This window comes from Burkholderia sp. AU6039, assembly GCF_002223365.1.
Taxonomy (GTDB): Bacteria; Pseudomonadota; Gammaproteobacteria; order Burkholderiales; family Burkholderiaceae; genus Burkholderia.
Genome location: NZ_NKFK01000005.1, coordinates 2,740,878 through 2,763,457 on the forward strand (window position 1 = coordinate 2,740,878; position 22,580 = coordinate 2,763,457).

Below are 22,580 nucleotides of genomic sequence, written 5' to 3' on the forward strand. Positions count from 1 at the left end.
GCCGATGAAAATCGCTGCGCCGCCCCGCTCCGGCTTTCCCGGCCTGTCGCTCCGCCAGATCGAACGCGCCGACCTCGACGCGTGGTATGCGTACCTGACGAACCCAGACGTCTACCGCCATACGAGCTGGAACCTGCGCTCGCCCGACGATCTGCTGCCGCTGTTCGACGCCATCGAATCGACGGACCCCGACTCGATCCGGCGTCTCGCCGTGATCGACGACGCATCGGGCGCGCTCGCCGGGACGATCGGCCTGCATACCGTATCGACCGTGAACCGCTCGGCGGAGATCGCATACGACCTCGCGCCGTCGCACTGGGGGCGCGGGATCGCGAGCGCGCTGTGCACGGCCGTCACCGAGTGGGCATTCGCCCACAGCGGCTTCATGCGCATGCAGGCCGTCGTGCTGACCAGCAACGCAGGCTCCGCGCGCGTGCTGCAGAAATGCGGCTACCGGTACGAAGGGCTGTTGCGCGCGTACAAGATGGTGCGCGGCACGCCGGGCGATTTCGCGATGTACGCGCGCCTCGCAACCGACTGACACACCCATCGCGGCTTCACGTCAAACCGCTCACCGCGTCGCCTGCGCCCGCCATTGGACGGCCTGCGCCGAATTGGCGACAATCGCCGTTCCCTTCCTCGCCGACCCGCCATGAAAATCGCCGCGCTGTCCGACATCCACGGCAACCTCGCCGCACTCGACGCGGTGCTCGACGACGTCCGCCGCCGCGGCGCCGACGTGATCGTCAATCTCGGCGACATCCTGTCCGGCGCACTCCATCCGCCCGAGACGGCCGACCGCCTGATCGCGCTCGACCTGCCGACCATCAAGGGCAATCACGAGCGGCAACTGCTCACCGGCGATCGCGAGTCGATGCGGCTGTCGGATCGCTGGGCGCACGACACGCTGCGCGCCGATCATCTGGAATGGATCGCCGCGCTGCCCGAACGCATGACGCTCGACGACGACGTGCTGATGGTGCACGGCACGCCCGACAGCGACCTCGTCTATTTCCTCGAAACGGTCACGCCCGACGGCTGCCGCGCGGCCACGCCCGATGAAATCGCGCAGCGCGCGGGTGACGAACCGGCATCGTTGATCCTGTGCGGCCACACGCACCTCCCGCGCACGGCCAGGCTCGACGACGGCCGGCTGGTCGTCAACCCGGGCAGCGTCGGGCTGCAGGCCTACACGGACGACCTGCCGCATCCGCACCGCATCGAGACGGGCTCGCCGCACGCGCGCTACGCGATGGTGACGCGCACGGCCGCCGGCTGGAACGTCGAATTCCATGCTGTCGAATACGACTGGCACACGGCGGCCGCCACCGCGGCCTCACGCGGGCGCGACGACTGGACCGTCGCGCTGCGCACCGGCCGGTGCTGATGCGTCCGGCTCACGTCACGCGCCCTTCCGCTTCACTTCACTTCACTCACCGGGAAATCGCACCGCCATGCCCGTTCCGTCGCAACTGCTTTTCCTGCCCGGCGCATCGGGCAGCACCGCTTTCTGGCAACCGCTCGCCGGCCTTCTCACGCATCCGGCCGAGCGCCGGATCGTCGGCTACCCGGGCTTCGGCGACACGCCGCGCGATCCGGCCGTCGACGATTTCGACAGCCTCGTGCGTCATGTGCTGGAAACGATCGACCGGCCGACCGCCGTGATCGCGCAATCGATGGGCGGCGTGATCGCGATGCGCGCGGCGCTCGACAAGCCCGCACTGATCACGCACCTCGTGCTGACGGTCACGTCCGGCGGCCTCGACATGGCCGGGCTCGGCGCGCAGGACTGGCGCACCGGTTTCGCGGAAGCGAACCCGCAGCTTCCCGACTGGTTCCTGACGTTCCGTGCCGACCTGTCGCGGGATATCGGCCGCATCGCGCAGCCGACGCTGCTGCTGTGGGGCGACGACGACCCGATCAGCCCCGTCGCGGCCGGCCGGCGCCTGCTCGAACGGCTGCCCGACGCGCATTTGCATGTCGTGCCGGGCGGCCGGCACGATCTCGCGGCCGTGCATGCGACGACGCTCGCGCCGCTCGTCGATGCGCATCTGCAGCGCGGGTGACGCCGCGCGCTTCGGCTTCAGCACAAACCTGAAGCCGAAGTGCTCACACGCCGCACGCGGTCACCCCGCATTCCTCAACGTCAGCCGCGCCTCGAGCCCGCCGCCGTCCGCCCGGTTGGTCAGCGTGAGCGTGCCGCCCATCGCCAGCGCAAGCTGCCGCGCGATCGCGAGGCCGAGCCCCGTGCCGCCCGTCTCGCGGTTGCGCGACGTCTCCACGCGCCGGAACGGCTCGAACACCGCGTCGAGCTGATCGTCCGGAATGCCGGGCCCGCGGTCGAGCACGGCGATCACCGCGCCGCCGTCCGGCGCGGCGTGCACGTCGATCTCGGCCGCGCCCGCGAACTTCAGCGCGTTGTCGACGAGGTTGCCGACGATGCGGCGCAGCGCCTTCGGCCGCGTGACGAGCGCGAGCGGCGCGCGGCTGTGCAGCGCGACGTCCTGCCCCGCATCCGTGTAGTCGCACACGATGCTGTCGAGCAGCGCATCGAGATCGATCCGGCGCGCGGCTTCCTCGTTGCCGTGCAGCGTCCGCGCATACGCGACGCCCTCCTTCACCAGATGCTCCATCTCGAGCAGGTCCTGGCGCAGCTTCGCGCCCTGCGCGTCGTCGTCCATCATGTCGGCGCGCAGGCGCATCCGCGTGATCGGCGTCTGCAGGTCGTGCGAGATCGACGCGAGGATCTGCATGCGCTCGGCCATGTACTGCGCGATGCGATCCTGCATCGCGTTGAACGCGCGGGCGGCGCGCGCGACTTCCGACGGCCCGCCCTCGTTCAGCCGCTCGCCCTTCAGGTCGGGGCCGAGCGCATCGGCGGCCTGCGCGAGCTGCTTGAGCGGCCGCGTCGCGAGCCGCACCGCGAGCCAGCAGCACGCGGCCAGCACCGCGAGCTGCAGCACGAGCACGACCGGCAGCCAGCCCGACAGCGGCACCGTCGACATCGGATGGATGTCGATCGTCAGCGGCGATCCGTCGGTCAGGCGCAGATGCACCTGCAGATGTTCGCGATCGCCGGGAATCGCGTTCGCGGTCAGCGGGTAGTCGCCGCCGATGCCGTCGGAAATCGAGCGCTCGACGCGCGCCGACAGCCGCGCTTCCGGCGGCGTGCCGGTCTCGCCGGGCCCGAGGATGAACGCGTAGCTGCGCCGCGCGAGGCGCGGCACCCACGCGGCCCGCTCGGCCGGCGGCAGGTGGTCGAGCAGCGCGACCGAGCTCGCGACCTCGCGCTCGATGTAGCCCATCATCAGGTTGGTGGTCGCCTGGTCGCGCTCGGTCACGGTGAGCCAGAACGACAGCGTCTGCGCGAGCGCGAGGCCCACGCACAGGATCAGCGCGAGCCGCGCGAACAGCGAGCGCGGCCAGCGCCACGGGATGCGCGCGCTCATGGGGCACCGTCGACGGCGGTCACGGCCGACGAGAACACATAGCCCTCGTTGCGCAGCGTCTTGATGTAGCGCGGTTCGCGCGCGCCGTCGCGCAGGCGCTGGCGCAGCCGGCTCACGAGCAGGTCGATCGACCGGTCGAACGGATCGGACTGCCGACCCTGCGTGAGATTGAGCAACTGGTCGCGCGTCAGCACGCGTTGCGGGTTGTCGAGGAATACGCGCAGCAGCCGGTATTCGGCGCCGCTCAGCGCAACCAGCGTGCCTTCCGCATCGAGCAGGTGGCGCCCGGTCGTGTCGAGCCGCCATTCGCCGAACGCGAGCATCTCCGCGGTTTCCGTCACCTGCATGCCGGGCGGCAGCATGCGCGCACGGCGCAGCACCGAGCGGATCCGCGCGAGCAGTTCGCGCACCGCGAACGGCTTGGCCAGGTAATCGTCGGCGCCCATCTCGAGGCCGATGATGCGGTCGGTTTCCTCGCCGCGGGCGGTGAGCATCAGCACGGGCACCGTACGGAACTTGCCGGCGCGCAGGTCGCGGCACAGCGTGAGGCCGTCCTCGCCCGGCATCATCAGGTCGAGCACGATCAGGTCGGGCGCGCCGTCGTCCAGCACGTTGCGCATCTCGCGGCCGTTCGCGGCCAGCGACACGCGCATGCCGTTCTTCTCCAGGTAATCCGCGATCAGTTCGCGGATCGCGCGGTCGTCGTCGACGATCAGCACGTGGTCGATCTTGTCCATGAGTCGTGGTCGGTGTCGAGGTATTCGGGCAGGTGATGTCCGCTTTTATACCTCACGGCGGGCATGCGTTTGTATCCCAATGTATCGCGCCGCCGTGACGACACACAACATTGCACACGCGTGGCTCGCCGGACACATCGCAGATACGTCGGCGCCGCTTAATGGGGCCTGTCGAAACCCGTCCGGCCGCCGCCACCGCGCGGCGGCCTCCCGCTCAGGAGAACGCCATGCTGCCCCGCCTCAAGATCGCCGCCCTCGTCTTCGCCCTTGCCGCCACGGCCGGGCTCGCCGCCTTCGCGGGCACCCGCGACGACGCGGGCATGCCGACTTCGCAGGCCGGCATGGCCGCACCCGATTTCACCGGCATCGACCGCTGGCACAACAGCGCGCCGCTGACGCTCGGCCAGTTGCACGGCAAGGTCGTGCTCGTCGATTTCTGGACGTACTCGTGCATCAACTGCATTCATACGATTCCGTACGTGAAGGAATGGGACCGGAAGTATCGCGACCAGGGGCTCGTCGTGGTCGGCGTGCATACGCCCGAGTATCCGTTCGAGCGCGACGCGGGCAACGTCGCCGATGCGATCAAGCGCTTCGGCATCCGGTATCCGGTCGCGCAGGACAACCGCTACGACACGTGGCGCGCGTACGGCAACCAGTACTGGCCCGCGCTGTACCTGATCGACGCGAACGGGAAGGTCGTCTACACGCGCTATGGCGAAGGCGGGTACGACAAGACCGAGGCCGCGATCCGCGGCGCGCTCGCGCAGGCCGGTGAAGGCGCGAAGGGCGCGACGCGCACGCAGTGACGGGCCGGCGTGCGGGCGTGGCGCTTGCCCGCGCATGCCTGCCCGTCGCCGGCGCTCACCCGCGCTTCGCGTCGGCCGCCGCGATCATCGCTTCCCCGATCGCGAGGCTGCCGTTCGCGACCAGCGCGTCGCCGGCGCCGCGGATATCGGCCTCGTCCTTGTTCTGCCCGAGCTTGCGCTTGCCGACGAGCCGCGTGATCTCGATCTGCAGCCCGACGATCGCCTGCAGCATCGCGTCGAGATAATCCGCCGGCGCGTCGCCCATCTTCCACGGCACCGGCTGCGACGCCTCGTGCGTGCGCGTCAGCCGGGCGACCACGCCGCGCACGAACTTCGCGTCGTCGCGCACCGTGATGCGGCCGTGCGCATGCACGACCACGTAGTTCCACGTCGGCACCTGCCGGTGCGCGACATGCTTGCTCGGATACCAGGTCGGCGAGATATACGCGTCGCCCGCGCGGAAGATCACGAGCACTTCGTCGCCGTTCGCGACGTCCTGCCAGACCGGATTCGCGCGCGAGACGTGCGCATGCAGTTCGCCGAGCCCGCCGTCGCTCGGCAGCAGCTCGAACGGGATGTGATTCGCGTCGAGCCCGCTCTTGCCGTGCGTGATCAGGCTGCCGAACGGATGCTGCACGATCAGCTCGCGCAGCGCGTCGGGGTTGGGTTCGTTGAAATCGGCGGGGACGTACATGGCGGCTCCACGGTCATGCGGGGGTGGGAATGGATCGGGCGCTGGCCCGTCATGCGCCGATTGTCGCGCCAAACTGGTTTATGCTGTAGAGCCGGTTTGAAACAATTTCAGCAGACCAGAATCATGGCAAGAACGGCCCGGTACGTCGACATCCCGTCGCTCGGCGCGCTCGATCGTGCAGCCGGCGACCTGAGCCGCCAGCTCGCGCAGGCGCTGCGCGACGCCGTGCGGCGCGGCGACGTCCACCCGGGCGACGCGCTGCCGTCCACACGGCTGCTCGCCGCGTCGCTGCAAGTGGCGCGCGGCACCGTCGTCGATGCGTATGCGCAGCTCATCGCCGAAGGCTTTCTCGAATCGCGCGGCGGCGCGGGCACGCGGGTCGCAAACGCGCTCGCGCTCGCCGAGCCGCCGCCCGTCAACGCCCCCGAACCGCCTGCGCGGCGGCGCCCGCCGGCACGTGCCGGCCTGCCCGAGCCGGCCGCCACCTTCGCGCGAATCGCCGGCGAATTCCGCCCGCTGCCGGCCATGCCGTTCGCGATCTCGGTGCCGATCGGCCTCACCGCGCCCGACGACATCTGGCGCCGGCTCGGCAACCGCCTGCGCGCGCGCGGCGCCGGCGCGCCGTCCGGCTATGCCGATCCGCATGGCGCGCTGCCGCTGCGCGAGGCGATCGCCGACTACGTGCGCCGCTCGCGCTCGGTGCGCTGCCATGCCGACCAGGTCGTGATCACCAGCGGCACGCAGCAGGGGCTGCATCTCGCGAGCCAGGTGCTGCTCGGCGCGGGCGATCAGGCGTGGGTCGAGAATCCGGCCTATCGCGGCATCACCGCGCTGCTCGACAGCACCGGGCGGCGCGACGCGATGGTGCGGGTGCCGGTCGACGCCGACGGCATCGACGTCGACGCCGGCATCCGTCTCGCGCCGCATGCGCGGGTCGCGTTCGTCACGCCGTCGCACCAGTATCCGCTCGGCATGCCGCTCAGCATGGCGCGGCGCAATGCGCTGCTCGCCTGGGCGCGTGGGCAACGCGCGTGGGTGGTCGAGGACGATTACGACAGCGAGCTGCGCTACGAAGGCCATCCGTTCCCGTCGCTGCAAGGGCTCGACCCCGACCGCGTGATCTACCTCGGCACGTTCAGCAAGATCCTGTTTCCGTCGCTGCGGCTCGGCTACGTGATCGCGCCCGACGATCTCGTGCCCGCGTTCTGTGGCGCCCGCGTGCTGATGGATCGTCATGTGCCGACCGCCGACCAGCACGTGCTGGCCGCGTTCATCGCGGAAGGCCACCTCGACCGCCACATCCGCCGCGTGCGCGGCGTGTATGCGGAACAGCGCACGCTGCTGATCGACACGCTCGGCGCGCGGCTGCCGCGCGAACGCGCGTGGGTGCAGCCGGGCGATCAGGGCATGCATGTCGTGCTGTGGCTCGCGGAAGGGATCGACGATCTCGACGTGGTCGAGCGCGCCGCGCAAGCCGGCGTCGCGGTGCGCGCGGTGTCGCCGATGTTCGCGCCGGGCACGGCCCGCCCGGGGCTCGTGCTCGGCTTCGGCGGGTTCGGCCGCGCGCAGATGGAAGCGGCCGCGCAGCGGCTCGCGGAGGTGGTCGCAATGGCCGCCGACGGCGCCGTGCCACGCTGACCCGACGGCTTCGAGCACGGGCGGGCCTGGCGCGATTCGTCGGGAGAATCGCGCCACGCCGCGCCGTAAAAGGTTGTCGGCGGGCAACAAACGTAATCGTCTGTAAATCCTGCAAGCAAACGGCTGTTTTGGCGGGCGTCGCACGCGTGCCGTTTGCTAGGATCGCGCCTCTTCCATCCGCGCTCCTGCCGCCTTGAATCGCTTCGTGCCGCTTCTCCGAGACGCCTGGCTCCGTTGCCGCGCCCGCGTCGTACCGTTCGCCGCCGCCTGCGGCGTGCGCCTCCGCGCGCTGGGCGCCGGCGTGCTGCATCGCCTGCGTCATCCGACGCGACGCGGCGTCGCGCTGACGCTCGCCGCGATCCCGGTGCTGGGCCTGCTGGTGCTGCTCGCGTTCGTCCCGTTCACGCCGAGCATCGGCGACATCCGCAAGGCGCGCATCGATCGTCCCGCGCGCGTGCTGTCCGCCGACGGCCAGCTGATCGCCGAGTTCCGCCCCGTCAACCGCGAATGGGTACCGCTCAAGCAGATCTCGCCGCACATGGTCGACGCGCTGATCGCGACCGAGGACCACCGTTTCTACGCGCATCACGGCATCGACGTGCGCCGCACGCTCGCGGCCGGGCTGCACACGTTCTCGGGCGACCGCCAGGGCGGCTCGACGATCACGCAGCAGCTTGCACGCAACCTGTATCCGGATGAAGTCGGCCGCGCGCCGACGCTCACCCGCAAGGTGAAGGAGCTGATCACCGCGTTCAAGATCGAGTCGGTGTACAGCAAGGACGAGATTCTCGAGACCTACCTGAACACCGTGCCGTTCCTGTACAACGCGTACGGCGTCGAAATGGCCGCGCGCACCTACTTCGGCAAGTCGGCCGACCAGCTCGACATCGTCGAAAGCGCCACGCTCGTCGGGATGCTGAAGGGCAACAGCTACTACAACCCGGTGCTGAACCCGGAGCGCGCGGTACAGCGACGCAACATCGTGCTCGACCGGATGGCGCAGATGCACATGCTGACGCCGCAGCAGCTCGCGAAACTGCAGCGCCAGCCGCTGCGCGTCGACTTCGAGCCGCAATCGGGGCAGCCCGGCCTCGCCCCGCACTTCGCGGTGCAGTTGCGCAAATGGCTGATCGCGTGGGCCGATCGCAACAACTACGATCTGTACTCCGATGGACTCGTCGTGCGCACGACGCTCGACGCGCGGCTGCAGGACATGGCGACGCAGGCGCTGACGCGGCAGACCGAACGGCTGCAGGCGATCGCCGACAGCGCGTGGCGCGGCCCGTCCGGCTGCGGGCTGCGCAACGACCTGTTCCGCGGCTTCATCCGCCAGACGCCCGACTATCGGCAGGCGCGCGACGCGGGGCTGACCGATGTCGTGGCGCTGAAGCGGCTCGGCGCCAATCGCGATTTCATGCGCGCGCTGTGCGAGCGCAAGACGCAGGTGCAGGCCGGCTTCGTCGCGATCGATCCGCGCAACGGCGCGATCCGTGCGTGGGTCGGCAGCCCCGATTTCGGCAGTGAGCCGTTCGATCACGTGTCGCAGGCGCGGCGCCAGCCCGGCTCGACGTTCAAGCCGTTCGTCTATGGCGCCGCGTTCGCGGACGGCATGCGGCCGGGCGATACGTTCATGGACCGCCCCGTGGCGATCCCGATCGACGGGCGCGCGGTCTGGCGCCCGACCGATGCCGAGCCGCCGACCGATGAGCCGATGACGCTGCGCGATGCGCTCGCGCTGTCGCGCAACCGCATCACCGCGCAGGTGATGCAGCACGAAGGCGCCGCGAAGGTCGCGCAGCTCGCCCGCGCGATGGGCGTGCGCGAGAGCCCGCTCGACGCGGTGCCGTCGCTCGCGCTCGGTACGAGCCCCGTCACGCTGAAGGAGATGGTGTCCGCGTACGGCACGATCGCGAACCGCGGCGTATACGTCGCACCGCAGACGATCACGCGCATCGAGGATCGCGACGGCAAGGTGCTCGCCGTCTTCGGCAGCGCGCCGCCCGAACGTGCGTTGCCCGAGCCCGCCGCGCAGACGCTGGTCGACGTGATGCGCGATGTCGTCGATCGCGGCACCGGCGCCGACATCCGTTCACGGTATGGCATTCGCGTCGACGTCGCCGGCAAGACGGGCACGACGCAGGACAACGCGGACGGCTGGTTCATCCTGATGCATCCGCAGCTCGTGGCCGGTGCGTGGGTCGGCTTCGACGATGGCAGCGTGACGCTGCGCAGCGACTACTGGGGCGCGGGCGCGCACAGCGCGCTGCCGATCGTCGGCAGTTTCTACGATGCGGCGCTGCGCGCGCGGGCGATCGATCCGCACGCGCAGTTCTCGCCGGATTTCCGGCCGCGCAGCGCGCCGGCGCCGCGGCGGCGCACGCCGCATCCGGGCCTGTTCGACTGGCTGAAGTTCTTCCGCTGATCGGCATGCCGGCGCGCCACGCCGGCCTCCATGACAACGGCTCGGCCTATCGAAGCGTCGTCGTCGCTTGCCCGTCCGCGTACAGCCATACGGGCACGCCGTCGTCGCGCAAGGCGGCGACCGGTTCGCCCAGGCTCCAGTTCTGCGCGACCGCGACACGGCGGACGAACCACGGCATCAGCATCGCGTGTCCGTCGGCGGCGTCGCGATCGTCGTCGAACAGCGCATCGTCACCGATGCGCGTGTAACGCGCCGGATGCAGCACGGTGCCGTCCGCGCGAAGCACCGTCGCACGCACGTCGTTGCCGCCCTCTTCCTCCACACACGCCAGCCAGCCGTGACCGGCGCCCCAGAACAGGCCGGCCACGTCGTCGTAGCGCCCCTGCACGAGCGTCGCGCCCGTCTCGAGATCGCAGATCGCGAGCTGCACCGGCTCACCCGGCAGGACACCGATCGCGTAACGCGTGAACAGCTCGCCCGGCACGGCTTCGTCATCGGGCAACCACGGCAGCGCCCCAATGTTGACGAAGTCGAACGGCGTCAGCACGCGGCCCTGCCCGTCGACGATCGCGCAACGCCCGTCGTCGCGCCGCACGATATGGCGGATCGCGCCGAGCTCGGTCAGCATGTCCGTTCGTTCGTCGTCGGTCAGCCTGGCGACTTCCGCATAATGCGGCTCGACGACGACGCGGCCTTTCGCGTCGACGAGGCCGACGTGACCGTTGCGCCGCGCGACGAAGGCGCCGCATTCGGACGACCATTCGAGCGCGTCCCACTCGGGCTGCGCGCGCCATTGTCCGTCGCGCCCGATCAGCCCCCACCGTTCGCCCTCGGATACCGCCGCGACGGTGCCGTTCTCGAACTCGTGCGCATCGTCGAAACGCGGCGGAATCGCCCACGCACCGCGCGTGTCGACGAAGCCCCAGCGGCCGTCCAGGCTCGCGGACGCGACTCCGCCCGTGAAGTCGCCGAAATCGTCGAGCGACGGTTCGAGCACCCACGTGCCGTCCGTGCGCACGAGCCCGAATCGCTCGCCGACGCGCACGCAGGCAACGTCGCCGCTGAAATCCCACACGGCGTCGAACGACGGTTCGCGCACGATCCGCATCTCGTCGCCGTCGCCATCGCCGTCGCGGTCGACATCGCCATCGGCGAACAGCAGGCCGACCTTCCCGTCGCGTTCGGCCCACAGGAGCCGGTCGTCACGCGCGCCGCTCGTCCACAGGTTCGTCCACTCGGGCGGCACGATCACATGCCACGCATCGTTGGTTTCACGTCGCACACCCCACAGCCCGTTGCGTGCGCGAAAGCTGAACGTGCCGTAGCCGAGCCGGTCGCCGTGCACTTCGCCGGCATCGAACAGCTCGGCAAACGCCACGCCGCGCGGTTCCTGACGAACGAAATAGTGATGCAACAGGCCGCCGAACCCGAAGCCCCACGCCCAGTCGCGCCAGTCGGGCGGCGACTCGATCTCGAGCGCATCGCGCACGCCGCGCACGTCGCGGAAATCCATGCAGTTCGCGACCTGCCACCACAGCCGCGTGCAAGTATCGCGTTCCTGGTCGATGTAGTCGTTCGGATCGCCGCCGTCGAGCCACGACAACTCGTCGAGATTCGCGGAAAACCGGGGAGCGCCGTGCGTGTCGCCGAGCGCATCGATCGATTCGCCGAGATGCCGGACGACCGCATCGAACTGGCGCGCGAGCGCCGGATCGTCGCCGGGCAGCGGATACGCGACGACGAACGACGCGAGCCGGCTGAGTCGCGCAAGCGCGGCGCGCGCGTCGCTGGTGAGATTCGGCGTGCCGGCATCGCCGAACACGCGCTGATCGGTGATCGCGTCGCCCGCGCCGCCGTCGGCGAGCAGTACGCGCCACAGCAGCGGAAAGTGATTGTTGGATTCCGCCAGCGCGATCGTCCGCGCGTCGTCGCCGTCACCGGCCTGGAGATACAGCCATGATCGATTGCCCATTGGAAGGGTCGCCCTCGTTCTTGTTGTCGTCGTATTGCGTCGGTTCGCCCGCCATCAGCGTGCGGTGGATGCCTTCAGCAGCCGCAGGATCTCCGGCGTGTCGGCCGCATCCGCCAGCACTTTCGCGGACGGCTTCACGCCGGCGTCGAGCAGGCGCTGCACGCCGTCGACACGGCGCGCAGTCACCTCGCCGTCGAGCAGTGCATCGTCATGCAGCACGTCCGGGTTCGCATCCTTCGCGAGCAGCACGAAGACCGAAGCGGCCACGGGCGGATTCAATGCGTCCGGCAATGCGACGTCGGCAAGCCGGTACGGGTTGTTGTCATGGAGCTGCCAGCGCAGCACGCCGCGCGCCTGCAACTTGCCGAGCGCGGCGAGTGCCTCCGGTTCCGGCAGTTGCACGATTTCGGCGATGAGGTCGCTCGCGTGCTCTTCGCGGCCATCGCGCAGCGTGTCGGGCGGCGGCAGGTTCGGCACCAGCGCGTCGAGCACGAGTGCCTGCCGGCGCGCGCGATCGGGCGACGCCTGCGCGCCTGCGTCGGGCCGGATCTGCCGCAGCAACTGGCCGGCCACGCGCCAGCGATCGTCGCGGCCGAGTTCGTCACGCGGCACCTGGTGCGCGCGCAACAGCATGCCGAGCCGGCGCCACATCGTATCGATTTCCTTGTCGTCGTTCGACATCAGGCCGTCGCCAACGATCTCGTCGAGCGTCTGGCCGCACACGAACGCGCGCTGCCGCACCGGATCGAGTTCGGCGAAATACGTGTGCGCGGCCTCCGGTAGCGCATCGAAGTCGGCCTGGCTCATGTCGGGCGGACGGTGGCCCGGGCACGGGCCCGCGCCGGCAATCTCCCGCCCCGCCACCGCCTTCACGGGCTCCGGCGGCGAATCGCCGCTGCGCGCGACCGGATACAGTTCCATGCCGTTGACCTGAAAACCCTGTATCGCCAGCATCACGACGCCAGTCGTCGAATGCTTCGTCTCGAAGTTCTTGCCGGCAATCGATGTGACCTGATACGGCGCGCCGATCGGCAGCTTGATCAGTTCGCCGCCCGGCACGTCGAGCACGCAGGTGCCCGGCGGCGCCTTGTCGGGACCGTCGGTTTCCAGCTCGGCCTCGTGCGTCGGCGCCGTTTCGACACTCCACTGGCCGGCGTCGCGCACACGCAGCACGATCTCGCCGCCCACTTTCTCGACGCGCAGCGTCGCGGGTTTGCCGGCCGCCGGCGCGTAATCGCCGAGCAACGCATCGCAGGCAGTGCCGGCCCGCGCGGATAGCGACGCGAGCAACAGCAGACAGAACAAGGGGGTACGCACGGCTGAAGCCTCTCTCTTCGAATTGTTTTGGGAATATCCGGCGCGACAGCGCACGGCGGCTGCGACACGACCAATCGCTACCGGACGCCAATATAGCGAACACGGGCGACGCGTGCCAGCGGGCGCGTGCCCATGACGGCGATGTGCAGGAAATGAAAAGGTATGGAGAGGCGTGTGCCGGCTCAGGCCACCCGGACGAAGCGGAGCCGCCGCGCACCATCGTCGTCATCGCTCAACGAGAGAAGAGCCCGCATGACCCAGAGCGCAGTCGCGATCGCGAACCTGCTGTACCGCTACGCGGAATTGCTCGACGCCGGCGGCCTGCCGGGCGTCGCGAAGCTGTTCCAGCACAACGAGTCGCCGGCCGGTTGAAGCACCGGCCGGCGTAAAACGCCGCCGCGTTCAGGCCGCCGCGAGCGTGGCAGCCAGCACGTCGAACTCCGGCGCCCACGCCGCACGCCACGCAGCCTTCGTCGCGTCGTCCACCCATGCGCCGTCGATCCCGTTCAGCATGAACTGCTTCAGCTCGGCCACGGTGAACCCGAAATGGCTGAACATCAGCTCCCATGCCTCCGACGGATTGACCTTGTGCAGCGTCGGATCGTCGGTGTTCGGATGGATCTTCAGCCCGAGGCCCGGCATCTTGCGCATCGGGTGAAGTTCCGCCCATTGCTCCGGCGGCAGCGTGCGCAGGTAGTACGAGTTCGTCGGCACGACGGTAAAGACGATCCCGCGCTCCGCATAGCGCGCGCACAACTCCGGGTTGTCGACGATCGTGTAACCGTGATCGATGCGATCGACCTGCAGCAGATCGACGGCCGTCTCGACGTTGCGCCACGGCATCCCGAACTCGCCCGCATGCGCGGTCGTGCGAAAGCCCGCCGCGCGTGCATTGCGGTAAGCCTTCCAGAACAGCTCCGGCGGCCGGTCGTTCTCGCGATAGTCGATCCCGAGCCCCGCGACTTCGTCCGCGCGGTTCGCCTTCATCCATTCGACGATCGCCACCGCTTCGTCAGGATCCTGCTCGCGGTCGATGCTCGGGATCAGGCGCGCGCCGATCCCGAAGTCGCGTGCGGCGTCGCGAATACCCGTCACGATCGCGGCCTGTGCATCCGCATACGCGATCCCCGACACGCGCACCGTACCCGTCGGATTCCAGAAGAATTCCGCATGCCGGACGTGGTGCGCGGCCGCATCCTCCAGATACTCGTACGCGATCCGCCGCAGGTCGTCGGGCTGCGTGAGCAGATGCCGGTCGAGCGCGCGCAGCACATGCAGCACGCCGACCGGCTTCTCGCCGCGTGCATAGAACGCGTCGATCTCCGCGCGCTCGATCGGCGCGCCGCTGCGCGCCGCGAGCGCGACGAACGTGTCGTGCCGCACCGCGCCGAGCAGGTGGCAATGCAGCTCGACCTTCGGCAGCGCGTGGAAGAAGGCCTGGTGGGCCGGCGTGATCTCGATGCCCGTGCGCGCGGCCGGGACGTTACCTGGTGTTGCCTTCATTGCAGTCTCGTTATGGGTAGTGCCGATGCGTCGCGAAAGCCGTCTCTCAGTGCGGCTTCACGACGGTCCAGAAGTAGTAGCCGAGCGGAAGCGCGAGCACGACGAGCCCCCACGACACGTCGCGCCAGCGGCCGGCCAGCAGCTTGACGAGCACGTAGCACAGCAGCCCGCCCGCGATGCCGGTGCCGAAGCTGTTCGACATCAGCGTGAGCAGCACCATCGACATCACGGGCAACGCATCGGTGAAGTCGTCGAAATGCGTATGGCGGATCGTCGCGAACATCGACAGCCCGATCAGGATCAGCGCCGGCGCGGTCGCCTCTTTCGGGATCGCGAGCGCGACCGGCACGAACAGCAGCATCGCGGCGAACAGCACGGCCGCCGCCAGCGACGACAGCCCGCTGCGGCCGCCGGCCTCGACGCCCGCCGCCGATTCGATCAGCGCGGTCAGCGCGGGAATGCCGAACACGGGGCCGAGCGTCGCCGCGAGCGAATCGACGAGGAACGGCCGGTTGATGTTCGGCAGGTTGCCCTGCTCGTCGAGCAGGTTCGCCTTCGCGCCGACCGCGAGCGCGGTGCCGAGCGTCGAGAAGAATTCCGCCGCGAAGAACGCGAACAGGTACGGTGCGGCCGCGAGGCTCAACGCGCTGCCGATGTCGAGCTTGAACGCGATCGGCGCGATGCTGTGCGGCAGCGACACGAACGACGCGGGCAGATGCGTGACGCCGAGCGGCACGCCGGCCGCGGCCGCCACGAGGATCGCGATCAGGATCGCGCCGGGCACCTTGCGCGCCTGCAGCACGATCGCGACCGCGAGGCCGATCAGCGCAACGAGCGCGCCCGGCCGCGAGAAATCGCCGAGCGCGAACGCGTTGGTCTTCGCGTTCGCGACGACCATCCCCGCGTTGCGCAGCCCGAGCATCGTCACGAACAGCCCGATCGACGCGCCGAGCCCGAGCTTGATCTGCACCGGAATCAGCCGCACCACCACGCCGCGCGCGCCGAGGATCGTCAGCAGGAAGAACAGCACGCCCGATACGCAGGCGATGCCCAGGCCCGTTTGCCAACCGACGTGCTCGGTCGTCGCGAGCGTCACGCCGATGATCACCGAGCCGCCGATGCCGGGGCCGACGAGGAACGGCAGGTTCGCATAGAGCCCCATCAGCGTGGTGAACAGCACGAACACGATGATCGTCGCGGTCGTCGCCGCGCCGCGCTCCATGCCGCCCGTCGCGAGCAGCGACGGGATCACGACGAGCAGGTACGCGGCCGCGAGAAACGACGTGACGCCCGCGATCGTCTCGGTGCGCACGCTCGTGCCGCGCGCGGCGAGCGCGAAGCGGCGTTCGAGCCAGTTGGCCGGCGCGCGCGCCGGCATCGTGTCAGTCGCTGACATGGTGGTTCTCCTGTGATTCCGAATATTGTCCTGTGTCGATTCACGCAGCGCGGTCTTATACTGCCGCGTACCGCATCCCGACCGTCATTGCCCGATGTCGTCCGACCGCTCGTCGCTGCTGCCCGCGCTCACGCTGCGGCAGGTCCAGCACTTCGTCGTGCTCGCCCACGCACGCAGCTTCACGCAGGCCGCGCAGGCGCTGTCGCTCACGCAGCCCGCGCTCACCGCGTCGATCCGCCAGATCGAGTTCCTGCTCGGCGGGCGCCTCTTCGCGCGCTCCGCGCACCGGCTCACGCTCACCTCCGCGGGCGAAGCCGTGCTGCCGCTCGCCGAACGCCTGCTCAACCAGGCGCGCGGCACCTTCGACGACATGACGCGGCTCATCGGCGAACGCATCCAGACCGTGCGCATCGCGTTCATCCCGTCGGTCGCGGGCCGCCTGCTGCCCGCGCTCAATGCACTGCGCGACGCGCATCCGACGCTGCGCTTCACCCTCACCGATCTGCCGAACAGCGCGCTCGTCGAAGCCGTGCGCGACAGCGTCGCGGATCTCGGCATCGGCGTGCGCGAACCGGACAGCGACGACGGCACGCTGCGCTACCAGCAGCTCTTCGAGGACGAGATCGTGATCGTCGTGCGGCATGACGATCCGCTTGCCCGCGCGAAGAGCGTCACGTGGGCCAGGCTCGTCGATCGCGAGCTCGCGGTGTTCGTGCGCGGCAGCGTCAGCGAATCGCTGCATCGCACCGGCGGCGCCGAGAAGCTGCGCCTGAACGTCACGTACCGGATGGAATACACCGAGCCGCTCTACGCGCTTGCGCGCAACGGCCTCGCGACCGCCGTGCTGCCAAGCCTTTACACGATGCATCTGCACGATCCCGAACTCGTCGCGCTGCGCGTCGACAAGCCGCGCGTCACGCGCGCGATCTCGCTGATCTCGCTCACCGGCGACGATCGCGGCCCGCACGTGCGGGCGTGCCGCGAATGGATTGCAAAGCACATCTGAATGTCTTCAGGGCAGCTTCGCGATGCGCTCGACGAGCGCCGCGTAGAAGCGGTCCGCATCGACCTCGTTGATCCACGTCGCGTTCGCCGTACGGCCGCTGCGCCCGTTCCAGTCGACGACCGTCTCACCGAGCGTCCACTGCCCGGTCGTCTCGACCATCACGTTCACCTTGCGTCCGCCGAACAACGTCGGATCGACGAGATAGCCGACCGCGGTCGGATCGTACATCGGCGCATCTTCGACGCCGCGCCGCTTCTTGTTGTACGCGAGTTCGGCCTCCATGATGTCCGCGACGATCGCGCCGCAGCGGTTGCCGAGCGCGCGGAACGGCGCGACGCGCGCCGGCGTGATCGGCGCTTTCACCGCGACATCGCGCGGCAGCACGACGATCGGCACGCCGCTGCCGAATACGACTTCGGCCGCCTGCGGATCGACGTAGAGGTTGAATTCGGCGGCCGGCGTGATGTTGCCGCGCTCGAAGAACGCGCCGCCCATCAGCACGATCTCGCGCAGCGCGCCGCGAATCTGCGGCGCTTCGACCAACGCGGTCGCGAGGTTCGTCAGCGGGCCGAGCGCGCACAGCGTCACGCTGCCCGGCGCCGCGCGGCTCAGCGTATCGACGAGATACGCCACCGCGTGACCGGCGGCAAGCGGTGCGCGCGGCTCGTGCAACTCGACGCCTTCGAGCCCGGTCTTGCCATGCACGTTCGCCGCCGTCACGAGGTCGCGCACGAGCGGACGCGGGCAGCCGGCGTAGACGGGCAGCGTCTTCGTGCGGCCGGCCCAGTCGCGAATGATCCGCGCATTGCGTTCGGTCAGGTCGAGCGGCACGTTGCCGGCGACGGCGGTCAACGCGCGCACGTCGAGCCTGTCGTGCGCGCCCAGCGCGAACAGGATCGCGATGGCGTCGTCCTGCCCCGGGTCGGTATCGATGATCACCGTGCGGCGCGCGGCGTCGCCGCCGGCCGCGAACGCGCCCGTTTCGGGCAGCAGCGCGGTGCCGGCCAGCGCGGCGGACAGTTTCAGGAAGGTGCGGCGGGATGCGATCGGATGGGTCATGGTCGGGCGCTCAGAAAACATGCCGGACGCCAAGCGTCGCCATCATCTGGCGCGTGCCGGTCGACCGTGCGTACGCGAAGATCTGCGCATGGTCCGCGTCGCCGGCCGCCTGCTGCGCGATCACCGTCAGCGCGACGTCGGTGCGTTTCGACAGGAAGTAATCGGCCTGCAGGTTCACCTGGTGCCATTTCGGCCGCTTGTCGATCACGTCGTACTTGCCGTTCGTGAACGCATACGCGGCGCCGAGGAAGAGCTGCGGCGTCATCGTATAGACGACGTTCACGCCGAGGTTCTGCAGGTGCAGGTGCGAATTGTCGAGGTAATCGTAGCGCACGTCGGTAAACATCGCCGCGAACTGCGCGCGGCCGATCGTGTAGAAGCCGCCCGTGCCTGCGATCCGCTGCCGGCTCGCGTACGCCGCCGGCGACATCGCGCTCTTGCTGAAGATCAGCAGCGGCGACGCATAGTCGTTCGCGATCGCGCCGTCCTGGTTCGTCGCGCTGTACGGATGGTTGTACTGCGCGTAGACCACGCTCCAGCGCAGCGGGCCCTGCTCGTAGCCGAGCCCGAAGCTGTATGCGCTGTTGTTCGCGAAGCCGGTCGCGTTGCTGAAGCCGTACAGCGCGGTGAATTTCAGGCCGTAGTAGACGGGGCTCACGTACTTCACCGAGTTCTGCACGCGGATGTCGTTGTAGCCGTTGTCGTTGTCGCCGATGTTCACGCCGTTGCTCGCGATGATCACCGGCCCGATGTAGTCGTGGATCGCGTCGTACTGGCGGCCGAACGTCAGCGAGCCGTAGGTGCGGTCGGCCAGGCCGACGTAGGCCATCCGCCCGAACTCGCGGCCGTTCTGCGCGGCCGTGCCGGTCATCACGTTGAAGCCGTTCTCCAGCTGGAAGACCGCGGACAGCCCCTGCCCGAGATCCTCCTTGCCCTTCAGCCCCCAGCGCGGGTTCTGGTTCGTGCCGGACAGCGCCTGCCAGGCGTTCTTGCCGCCCTGGTTGGTCGCGAACCCGACACCGGCCGAGATGAGACCGTACAGCGTGATGCTGCTTTGCGCACAGGCATGCGTCGCGAAGGCGCCGAGCATCGCGAGCGGGGCGAGCTTGTAGAGAGTTTTCATCGGGTCGTGTGATCGGTGGTGGTCCAGGCGCGGCAGGGTTCCGCGAAACTGGCCTCGACTATACGAACCCGGATCGGATAATAAAAGTTTGCTTTTATTATGGTTCAATAAAACGGATTTATTCTCATCCGCATCGCTCCCGTGCCAGCCTCGCCGGCCGTCAGTCCGCCGTGTCGCCGCCCTTCGGCAGCTTCGACCACGCCTTGCGCCCCGGCAACGGCGACCATCCCGGCCGCGTCTTGCGTGCGCTGTCGATCACGACCAGGTAGCGGCCCGCGATCGGCGTGATGTCGCGATCGCGCCGCAGCACCCACAGCGACTTGCCGGCCTCGACGCGCGCCTGGTAGTCGTCGTCGAGCAGGCCGTGCTGGTCGAAGAACGTGTTCAGCGAGGCGGGAATGCGCACGCACCCTTTCGAGTGCCGGATGCCCAGCAGCGCTTCGAGGCGATCGGGATCGGTCGCATGCATCTGGAAGCGCATCGGCGACACGCCGCCCTTGCCCCACCCACGCTCGCCGTCCACCCAGCCGAAATCGTAGATGCGCATGTCGCGGTGCCCATAGCCGCGAATGCCGTTCTCGTTCGTCGTGCCTTCCGCGCGGAAATCCATGTTGTCCGGCGAGTGATGGAACACGCCGAGCGGCGTCAGGAAATGGTCGTACGTGCCCGGCAGCCCGGTGCCGACCGGCGATGCGCCGATCATCATCCACGCGTTGGCCGGCGTCGCGCGGAAGTAGATGAACAGCGCCTGGACGTTCGGCGCGCGGTCGACCATCGCGATGTATTCGCCGGCGAGGTCGCCGAGGTCCGCATCGACGAGCGCTTTCTGGAGGCGCTCGCCGTACGCGCGTTGCTCACTTGCGGGCACGTTCAGGCGCCGCGTGACTTCCTGCGTGAAGCGCTTGCGCATGTCGATCGCGTGCGCCGTCGCATTTTTTGCCTCTTCGGCCGACAGGGGAGGATGCTGGCGCGGCGGTGTCGGTGCGGGTGGCTCGGCTTCGCTGGCGGGCGCAGCGGAAGCGGCCGATGCAGGTGCGGCGGTGGAAGCTGCGGAAGCGGCGGAAGCTGCGGATGCGCCCGATGCACTCGATGCGCCCGACGCCGGGCTGGCAGGCTCCACGGGATGCGCGTGTGATGCGGCAGGCGCGGGCTTGGCCGTCGACGCACCCGACGATGCATGCGCCGTCGAAGCGGGATGCGCCCGAGAAGCTGCCGATGCGGGTGACTCGACTGATGAGGACGACGTAGCGACGGGCGCCGATGCGTCGGACGCCGCAAAGGCAGGCCGCTCGACGAGCATGGAGATCGGCAGTGCCGCGGCGATCCCGATACACGCAGCGGCGACACGGGCAAGGCAACGCGGCTTCGCAAATCGCCGCGTGAAGCTGAAAGGCATCATACGTTCGAAGCCATCGGCCGATCCGGCCGCCGCATGCTGCTGTTGCGGGCGGCGCATCTTCCGCGCAAGCCATCGACACGTCCGGCGCATCGTGTGCGCCCGGCGCCGACGCCTCTTCGCGGCGGAGCCGTTCGCTGTTGCAACGCGGTCGGTCCGATGGCGGCTAATGAGTCGTCAGGCCCTTCATTTTACGCGTCCCTGCAGGAATCGGTAGGGGCGAACGTCGTGGTTTTGCGCTTCGTCACGCTTTGTTTCAACTCGTTGCCGCTTGCTTGTTCGTTACGTGGCAGTCTGATTTATTGGGCGTTTGCGATCGATACAGGAAGCTGTGTGTTTCGCCAAGGCATGACCTGGTCTTCAAATCAATTCGGATACCAGATTACTCCCGATACGCGGTACATGCCGTACGCACGATGCAATCGCCATCGCATCGCACGCACGCCGCACGAACCATGCGGCATGCGTGCGCAACCACCGGTTACTTCGAGATGGTTTCGAGCGCGATGCCCTTCGTGCGCGGCCCCATGAACCCGATCGCGGCCATCACGATCACCATCGCGCCCGCGATGAACGCGAACACGCCGAACGTGCCGAATCCCTTCAGCACCGCCGCGATCACGAACGACGAGAAGATCGCCGAGAAGCGGCTCCACGAATAGACGAAACCGACGGCCCGTGCGCGGATCGACGTCGGGAACAGCTCGGCCTGATACGCGTGGAAGCTGTACGACATGATGTTGCTGGCGAGCGTGAGGCCGATGCCGAGCACGATCAGGAATGCACCCACCGTCGTCTGGCTGAACAGCAGCCCGCAGACGACGATCGCCGCCGCCATCGCGACGATCACCGACTTGCGCTCGAAGCGGTCGGCGATCACGAGACCGATCAGCGGGCCGATCGGCGCGGCGAGCGCGATCACGCTCGAATACATCAGGCTCGACGTGATGGTGATGCCCTGCTTGATCAGCAGCGTCGGCACCCAGTTCGCGAAGCCGTAGAAGCCGACCGTCTGGAACACGTTGAAGATCGTCATCATGATCGTGCGGCTGCGATACGGCTGCACCCACATGTCGCGGAAGCTGCCGCGCGGCGGCACGGGCTCGGCAGGCGCGGGCGGCGGCAGCGGCCGGCCGTATTCGGCTTCGACCTTCGCCTCGAGCGCACGCATGATGCGATCGGCTTCTTCGACCCGGCCCTGCTGCGCGAGCCAGCGCGGGCTTTCCGGCAGTTCGCGGCGAATCCACCACACGAACAGCGCGCCGTGCGCGCCGATCAGCACGACCCAGCGCCAGCCGTCGAGGCCGAACGGGGCGTGCGGCACGAGCAGGTACGCGAGGAACGCGACCACCGGCACCGCGACGAACCCGACCGCCTGCTCGCACGCGAATGCGCGACCGCGGATCTGCTTCGGGACGAGTTCGGAGATGTACGTGCCGATCGTCACCATCTCGACGCCAAGGCCGAGACCGACGACGAAGCGCCAGAAGTTCAGCCCGGCGGCGGTGTCCTGGAACGCCATCACGACGTTGGCGGCCGTGTACCACAGCAGCGACCACGTGAAGATCGCGCGGCGGCCGAAACGGTCGGCGAGGAAGCCGCAGGCGATCGTGCCGATGAAGAGCCCGGAGAACAGCGCGGCGATGAAGCTCGCGACGCCCGTGGTGCCGAACAGGCCGTGCGTCGTCGCCGACAGGATTCCGCTTTTCACGAGGCCGGGGGCGACGTAGCCGCTATAGAGCAGGTCGTAGAGCTCGAAGAAGAAGCCGAGGCTCAGCAGGACGACGAGCTTCCAGACGGTGCGGGTGGGCGGCAGGCGGTCGAGGCGGGCCGAGATGGAGCCGGGGTCGATCGCCGCGACGCGGGTGGCGCCCGCTGCGGCGAGCGGGTCGGGCTGGGTGGATGCCATGGTGGCAAGTCTCCGGATTCTTGATTGTCCTGGCGCTACCAGAGGGGCGTTGGCGAGCGGCTTCGCGCATTTTAGCGAGGCGAGCGGCGGAACACATCAGTCATCTGACGCGCGGTCGCGCGCCGCAACGCATAGGAGCAGCCTTGATCA

19 protein-coding genes are annotated in these 22,580 nt (G+C 68.9%); 8 read left to right on the forward strand and 11 right to left on the reverse strand.

Annotated elements, in window-relative coordinates; all coding sequences use genetic code 11:
• Positions 1-4: 4 nt before the first annotated feature.
• From CFB39_RS30025 to CFB39_RS30035, 3 genes are all read left to right on the forward strand, one after another.
• A complete protein-coding gene (locus CFB39_RS30025; protein WP_089475709.1) occupies positions 5-541 on the forward strand; it encodes a GNAT family N-acetyltransferase in 537 nt (178 codons plus the stop codon).
• A 111-nt stretch (positions 542-652) separates the two neighbouring features.
• Complete coding sequence (locus CFB39_RS30030) at positions 653-1,387, forward strand: metallophosphoesterase (RefSeq protein ID WP_089475556.1); 735 nt, start codon at positions 653-655, stop codon at positions 1,385-1,387.
• A 67-nt stretch (positions 1,388-1,454) separates the two neighbouring features.
• Entirely contained in the window at positions 1,455-2,066 is a 612-nt protein-coding gene (locus CFB39_RS30035; protein WP_089475557.1) for an alpha/beta fold hydrolase, read from the forward strand.
• Between the two features lie 60 nt (positions 2,067-2,126).
• Here CFB39_RS30035 and CFB39_RS30040 read toward each other — a convergent pair whose 3' ends face one another.
• Complete coding sequence (locus tag CFB39_RS30040) at positions 2,127-3,449, reverse strand: ATP-binding protein (protein ID WP_089475558.1); 1,323 nt, start codon at positions 3,447-3,449, stop codon at positions 2,127-2,129.
• Entirely contained in the window at positions 3,446-4,186 is a 741-nt protein-coding gene (locus CFB39_RS30045) for a response regulator (RefSeq protein WP_089426714.1), read from the reverse strand. Before CFB39_RS30045 ends, CFB39_RS30040 begins: the two co-directional genes overlap by 4 nt.
• Before the next feature lie 227 nt (positions 4,187-4,413).
• Between CFB39_RS30045 and CFB39_RS30055 the strand changes: the two genes are divergently transcribed.
• On the forward strand, positions 4,414-4,995 hold the full coding sequence (locus CFB39_RS30055) for a thioredoxin family protein (RefSeq protein ID WP_089426713.1): 582 nt from the start codon (positions 4,414-4,416) through the stop codon (positions 4,993-4,995).
• Positions 4,996-5,050: 55 nt separating this feature from the next.
• Here the strand turns inward: CFB39_RS30055 and CFB39_RS30060 are convergent, their stop codons facing one another.
• Entirely contained in the window at positions 5,051-5,689 is a 639-nt protein-coding gene (locus CFB39_RS30060) for an FMN-binding negative transcriptional regulator (protein ID WP_089475559.1), read from the reverse strand.
• Between the two features lie 123 nt (positions 5,690-5,812).
• On the opposite strand from CFB39_RS30060, the gene CFB39_RS30065 reads away from it, so the two are divergent.
• Both CFB39_RS30065 and CFB39_RS30070 read left to right on the forward strand, forming a co-directional pair.
• Positions 5,813-7,327, forward strand: a complete 1,515-nt coding sequence (locus tag CFB39_RS30065; RefSeq protein WP_089475560.1) for a PLP-dependent aminotransferase family protein — start codon at positions 5,813-5,815, stop codon at positions 7,325-7,327.
• 193 nt (positions 7,328-7,520) lie between these two features.
• Positions 7,521-9,749 carry a penicillin-binding protein 1A gene (locus CFB39_RS30070; RefSeq protein WP_089475561.1) on the forward strand — a complete coding sequence of 743 codons (2,229 nt, stop codon included), beginning with the start codon at positions 7,521-7,523 and terminating at the stop codon, positions 9,747-9,749.
• Positions 9,750-9,795: 46 nt separating this feature from the next.
• On the opposite strand, the gene CFB39_RS30075 is transcribed toward CFB39_RS30070, so the two are convergent.
• Together CFB39_RS30075 and CFB39_RS40970 are read right to left on the reverse strand one after the other, a co-directional pair.
• Positions 9,796-11,721 (reverse strand): WG repeat-containing protein, encoded by a 1,926-nt coding sequence (locus CFB39_RS30075; RefSeq protein ID WP_089475562.1) that lies wholly within the window; start codon positions 11,719-11,721, stop codon positions 9,796-9,798.
• A gap of 54 nt (positions 11,722-11,775) precedes the next feature.
• Complete coding sequence (locus CFB39_RS40970) at positions 11,776-13,038, reverse strand: hypothetical protein (RefSeq protein WP_256991473.1); 1,263 nt, start codon at positions 13,036-13,038, stop codon at positions 11,776-11,778.
• Between the two features lie 252 nt (positions 13,039-13,290).
• Between CFB39_RS40970 and CFB39_RS39730 the strand changes: the two genes are divergently transcribed.
• Positions 13,291-13,410, forward strand: a complete 120-nt coding sequence (locus CFB39_RS39730) for a nuclear transport factor 2 family protein (RefSeq protein ID WP_256991474.1) — start codon at positions 13,291-13,293, stop codon at positions 13,408-13,410.
• A 30-nt stretch (positions 13,411-13,440) separates the two neighbouring features.
• On the opposite strand, the gene add is transcribed toward CFB39_RS39730, so the two are convergent.
• Positions 13,441-14,541 carry an adenosine deaminase gene (gene add / locus CFB39_RS30085; protein WP_089475563.1) on the reverse strand — a complete coding sequence of 367 codons (1,101 nt, stop codon included), beginning with the start codon at positions 14,539-14,541 and terminating at the stop codon, positions 13,441-13,443.
• 46 nt (positions 14,542-14,587) lie between these two features.
• Positions 14,588-15,937 carry an NCS2 family permease gene (locus CFB39_RS30090; RefSeq protein WP_071331954.1) on the reverse strand — a complete coding sequence of 450 codons (1,350 nt, stop codon included), beginning with the start codon at positions 15,935-15,937 and terminating at the stop codon, positions 14,588-14,590.
• Positions 15,938-16,031: 94 nt separating this feature from the next.
• On the opposite strand from CFB39_RS30090, the gene CFB39_RS30095 reads away from it, so the two are divergent.
• Positions 16,032-16,943, forward strand: a complete 912-nt coding sequence (locus CFB39_RS30095; protein ID WP_089433213.1) for a LysR family transcriptional regulator — start codon at positions 16,032-16,034, stop codon at positions 16,941-16,943.
• A 6-nt stretch (positions 16,944-16,949) separates the two neighbouring features.
• On the opposite strand, the gene CFB39_RS30100 is transcribed toward CFB39_RS30095, so the two are convergent.
• The 4 genes from CFB39_RS30100 to CFB39_RS30115 form a co-directional block, all read right to left on the reverse strand.
• Positions 16,950-18,002, reverse strand: coding sequence for a nucleoside hydrolase (locus tag CFB39_RS30100; protein ID WP_089433214.1), 1,053 nt, complete (start codon positions 18,000-18,002; stop codon positions 16,950-16,952).
• Between the two features lie 10 nt (positions 18,003-18,012).
• Complete coding sequence (locus CFB39_RS30105) at positions 18,013-19,125, reverse strand: porin (protein ID WP_089426704.1); 1,113 nt, start codon at positions 19,123-19,125, stop codon at positions 18,013-18,015.
• 160 nt (positions 19,126-19,285) lie between these two features.
• Positions 19,286-20,614 (reverse strand): hypothetical protein, encoded by a 1,329-nt coding sequence (locus tag CFB39_RS30110; protein WP_089475564.1) that lies wholly within the window; start codon positions 20,612-20,614, stop codon positions 19,286-19,288.
• Positions 20,615-21,002: 388 nt separating this feature from the next.
• Positions 21,003-22,430 (reverse strand): MFS transporter, encoded by a 1,428-nt coding sequence (locus CFB39_RS30115; RefSeq protein WP_089475565.1) that lies wholly within the window; start codon positions 22,428-22,430, stop codon positions 21,003-21,005.
• Positions 22,431-22,580 lie beyond the last annotated feature (150 nt).

What these genes read in the sequence shown, in the direction of transcription:
- CFB39_RS30040 (WP_089475558.1), bottom strand. Translation starts at nt 3,449, where the DNA reads ATGAGCGCGCGCATCCCGTGGCGCTGGCCGCGCTCGCTGTTCGCGCGG.
- CFB39_RS30090 (WP_071331954.1), bottom strand. Translation starts at nt 15,937, where the DNA reads ATGTCAGCGACTGACACGATGCCGGCGCGCGCGCCGGCCAACTGGCTC.
- add (WP_089475563.1), bottom strand. Translation starts at nt 14,541, where the DNA reads ATGAAGGCAACACCAGGTAACGTCCCGGCCGCGCGCACGGGCATCGAG.
- CFB39_RS30065 (WP_089475560.1), top strand. Translation starts at nt 5,813, where the DNA reads ATGGCAAGAACGGCCCGGTACGTCGACATCCCGTCGCTCGGCGCGCTC.
- CFB39_RS30060 (WP_089475559.1), bottom strand. Translation starts at nt 5,689, where the DNA reads ATGTACGTCCCCGCCGATTTCAACGAACCCAACCCCGACGCGCTGCGC.
- CFB39_RS30055 (WP_089426713.1), top strand. Translation starts at nt 4,414, where the DNA reads ATGCTGCCCCGCCTCAAGATCGCCGCCCTCGTCTTCGCCCTTGCCGCC.
- CFB39_RS30115 (WP_089475565.1), bottom strand. Translation starts at nt 22,430, where the DNA reads ATGGCATCCACCCAGCCCGACCCGCTCGCCGCAGCGGGCGCCACCCGC.
- CFB39_RS30100 (WP_089433214.1), bottom strand. Translation starts at nt 18,002, where the DNA reads ATGACCCATCCGATCGCATCCCGCCGCACCTTCCTGAAACTGTCCGCC.
- CFB39_RS39730 (WP_256991474.1), top strand. Translation starts at nt 13,291, where the DNA reads ATGACCCAGAGCGCAGTCGCGATCGCGAACCTGCTGTACCGCTACGCG.
- CFB39_RS30105 (WP_089426704.1), bottom strand. Translation starts at nt 19,125, where the DNA reads ATGAAAACTCTCTACAAGCTCGCCCCGCTCGCGATGCTCGGCGCCTTC.
- CFB39_RS30095 (WP_089433213.1), top strand. Translation starts at nt 16,032, where the DNA reads ATGTCGTCCGACCGCTCGTCGCTGCTGCCCGCGCTCACGCTGCGGCAG.
- CFB39_RS30025 (WP_089475709.1), top strand. Translation starts at nt 5, where the DNA reads ATGAAAATCGCTGCGCCGCCCCGCTCCGGCTTTCCCGGCCTGTCGCTC.
- CFB39_RS30035 (WP_089475557.1), top strand. Translation starts at nt 1,455, where the DNA reads ATGCCCGTTCCGTCGCAACTGCTTTTCCTGCCCGGCGCATCGGGCAGC.
- CFB39_RS30030 (WP_089475556.1), top strand. Translation starts at nt 653, where the DNA reads ATGAAAATCGCCGCGCTGTCCGACATCCACGGCAACCTCGCCGCACTC.
- CFB39_RS30045 (WP_089426714.1), bottom strand. Translation starts at nt 4,186, where the DNA reads ATGGACAAGATCGACCACGTGCTGATCGTCGACGACGACCGCGCGATC.
- CFB39_RS30075 (WP_089475562.1), bottom strand. Translation starts at nt 11,721, where the DNA reads ATGGGCAATCGATCATGGCTGTATCTCCAGGCCGGTGACGGCGACGAC.
- CFB39_RS30110 (WP_089475564.1), bottom strand. Translation starts at nt 20,614, where the DNA reads ATGCGCCGGACGTGTCGATGGCTTGCGCGGAAGATGCGCCGCCCGCAA.